At 31.1% G+C, this 2,794-nt stretch carries 4 protein-coding genes and 1 pseudogene; all 5 read right to left on the bottom strand.

Going from position 1 to position 2,794, the window contains the following annotated elements:
• Nucleotides 1-511 precede the first annotated feature (511 nt).
• Entirely contained in the window at nt 512-1,024 is a 513-nt protein-coding gene (locus tag GX497_03705) for a hypothetical protein (protein HHY72326.1), read from the bottom strand.
• Nucleotides 1,025-1,318: 294 nt separating this feature from the next.
• Nucleotides 1,319-1,663 (bottom strand): DUF2185 domain-containing protein, encoded by a 345-nt coding sequence (locus GX497_03700; GenBank protein ID HHY72325.1) that lies wholly within the window; start codon nt 1,661-1,663, stop codon nt 1,319-1,321.
• Complete coding sequence (locus GX497_03695) at nt 1,650-2,192, bottom strand: ankyrin repeat domain-containing protein (GenBank protein ID HHY72324.1); 543 nt, start codon at nt 2,190-2,192, stop codon at nt 1,650-1,652. The genes GX497_03700 and GX497_03695 overlap by 14 nt, the downstream gene beginning before the upstream one ends.
• 21 nt (nt 2,193-2,213) lie before the next feature.
• A pseudogene (locus tag GX497_03690) lies at nt 2,214-2,586 on the bottom strand (hypothetical protein).
• On the bottom strand, nt 2,574-2,794 hold a 221-nt coding region (locus tag GX497_03685; protein ID HHY72323.1), incomplete at its 5' end, for a hypothetical protein. The gene GX497_03685 and the pseudogene GX497_03690, both read right to left, overlap by 13 nt.

The raw sequence follows: 2,794 nt of genomic DNA, 5'->3' as shown, positions 1-2,794 counted from the left end.
TAGTGGATTTGGACGGGTTACCACCTGACTTATCCATTATAAAGGACTTTTTCTTTGCATAAAATAATAAAATTGAACATTTTGAGTATTTTTAATAGTGAAATTAAATTAACGCAACACTAGTGATATTTGGTCTTTCCTTAAATTTATTCATTTATTTATGAATCAAATAGAATTGACAATAATAACAGTATAAAAACAAGCAAAAAAATGATTCCAGTAATCCTGTAAAAGATAATAACCCAGTTTCCTTTAGGCATTAATCCTGGAAATAAGTCAGAAAAGATATGATCAAATTGCTTTGATTTAAAAAGACAAATGTAAATAGCGACTGCAAGCCAAATAAGAAAAACATATTCCACTCTGTATCTCCTTTTTAAATTTATTTAGTTGAGTTAAATACTACTATTGTTGATTTTTAATAATATTGATATTCACTAGACTTCTCTAAAATTCATAGTCATCATAGAAGATACATGTATAACATCTCTTGCCAAACATGAAAAATTAATTATTTTTCCCCTTTAAATTTATCGATTATTTCATTAGTTTTAGAAATAATATCGGTATCTAGTGTAAGGAAGATGGAGCCTTCTTTTGCAGTAAACATTACATCACTAGTACCCATCTTCATGTGTTTTCCATGGTTTGTTCCCCAATACTTGATGTTAGGGTCAGATGTCTTTGGATTGCTGGCTCCTTCCTTCCGCACCGAGTTGATGACAACCGCTTCTTCTTCCTTGTCACTTGGGAAATAAAGTTGAACTGCATCGCCTAATTCTGGCATCCAATAAAAATCGCTATTCCCTTCGGCTGTATAAAATGTAGAGTATGGAAACCAAGTGGCCTCATCTTTGTTTTGTGCATCATCAATCGAATGGTAAACACGAACCTTGTCTTTGGCAACATCGATGATTTTCCCTTCTATCGCACCTCCACATAGGGAGGGATGGTGAATCAAGTTTTGCCGAATGCCTGCTTCTGGTGCTAGTACATATTCATAGGTGAGGATGCCTTGTTTCATCGTGGTAGTGGCTTGGGCAATGATAAGCTCCGTGTTCTTTATCGTTACTCGGTCGTCAATGTTGAAATACTAGTTGGATTCTTAATAATCCTTATTTTCTTTTCACTTACCTAATGTGCCTGTATGTTATCACCTTAACATTACAATCTTTGTTATTTTCGTGTACAAATATAATTCGAGTGGTTAGGTGGTAGTCTTTTATATCTTAATTGTAAAAGCATAAAAAACCTTGAAAAGCTTGAAGCCAATCAAGGTTAATTTATTAATACAACCTTTATCCAAAATATTAAACTTCTATGATAGATTCAATATTTGATTTATGGATACTTCTTTATCCACTTTTAAATCATAAAAACCAACATGAATTCCTTCTTCGTATAACCAGCATAAATCAGTTCCATAAGGTGCTTCAAAAATTTCAAAAATTACTGGAGAAATTTTTGAAATTGATTCTGCGTTTAATATTACAAAATTATTTGAATTATTAACATATTCTTCATCGTCATCTATAGAATAAAAATTCCAACCATTTAATTGAGGTATAGAGCTCTTTTCACGAAATGAATACCTTATTGGTTTTCCCCCAATAATATTCTTTGAAACTACAAAACCACCATATTCACTATTAATTATTTCCATTTTCAAACTCCTTTATTATCTCTATTAGATTGTTTCTCCATGAATATTCTTCAATATAATCAATACATGATTTTCCAAATATATCTTTATTATTATAATTAGCACCATGCTCTAACAAATATTGATATACATGCTTTATTTCTTCAGTAGGGAGCTTAGTGATTGTTATTGCATATTTTAGCGGAACAGCATTATATTTATCCAATGCATTAATCTCAATACCATTCTCAATTAACAGCTTTGTAACTAGTAACATATATTCCGATGATGGACTTAATACATTGAAGTAAAAAGTATGCAGAGCATTTCGTCTGTGCTTTGTATCTACAAAGTTAATATCTACCCCTTCTGATATTAAAAATTGGATGATTTTTATTTTTTCTTTTCCATTTTTATCATTTACAAGTGCAAGTTCTAATAAATTCAAACCTAAGTTTTCATTAATTTCATTAGCATTTCCATTATAAAATTTAATGAAATCTTCAAAGGTTCCATCTCTAGCTGAATCAAAAATATTAGTTATTTTCATTAGTTCCCCTTTCATTTCTATATCATATTTGTGACTTCTATTTGAAGACGGAGTTTCCAATCTGAAATTATCTGGATTAAACTGAAACTCTTTTAATTCTTCAAGAGTAATTTCCCTATTCTTATATTTTTCAAACATGTAATTATAAGAGTTTCCTGTTTTATGTCCAAAATCAACAACGTCTTTTCGTGGCTGACCTAGTTTCCATTCAATTATACTACCTGTATTAGGGTCACGTAAAATACCATCTAAATCAACTTGATTATTATAAACATCTTTTTCAAATTGAAGTTTTTTATTACCAGATAATGTTGGGCGACCATTTGGCTTTCCATTTTTTATATGGTCCATTTTCTAGCGGTTCTAATTTTGCAATATCATCTAGCTTATTAATTCCATTGGCTCCTGTATTACCATACCATTAGATGCTTTACCCGGTTCAGGGGCTTTTGCAACCACTTTATTCTTAATGTTTTTCACAAAATTTGTTGACACATCTGCTGCAAATTCTCCAAACTTTATAATGCCTTTTGTTCCATATTTCCCCACATGCTTCGCACCAGGGATTGGAAAGATAGCTACAACTCCACCAACTCCTTCTG

It is taken from the genome of Bacillus sp. (in: firmicutes), assembly GCA_012842745.1.
Classification (GTDB): domain Bacteria; phylum Bacillota; class Bacilli; order Bacillales; family Bacillaceae_J; genus Schinkia.
This window is presented reverse-complemented; position numbering and strand designations above follow the sequence as displayed.

Bases quoted from the DNA above. Each gene is read 5' to 3' on its own strand.
- GX497_03705 (HHY72326.1), bottom strand. From the start codon at position 1,024: ATGAAACAAGGCATCCTCACCTATGAATATGTACTAGCACCAGAAGCA.
- GX497_03700 (HHY72325.1), bottom strand. From the start codon at position 1,663: ATGGAAATAATTAATAGTGAATATGGTGGTTTTGTAGTTTCAAAGAAT.
- GX497_03695 (HHY72324.1), bottom strand. From the start codon at position 2,192: ATGAAAATAACTAATATTTTTGATTCAGCTAGAGATGGAACCTTTGAA.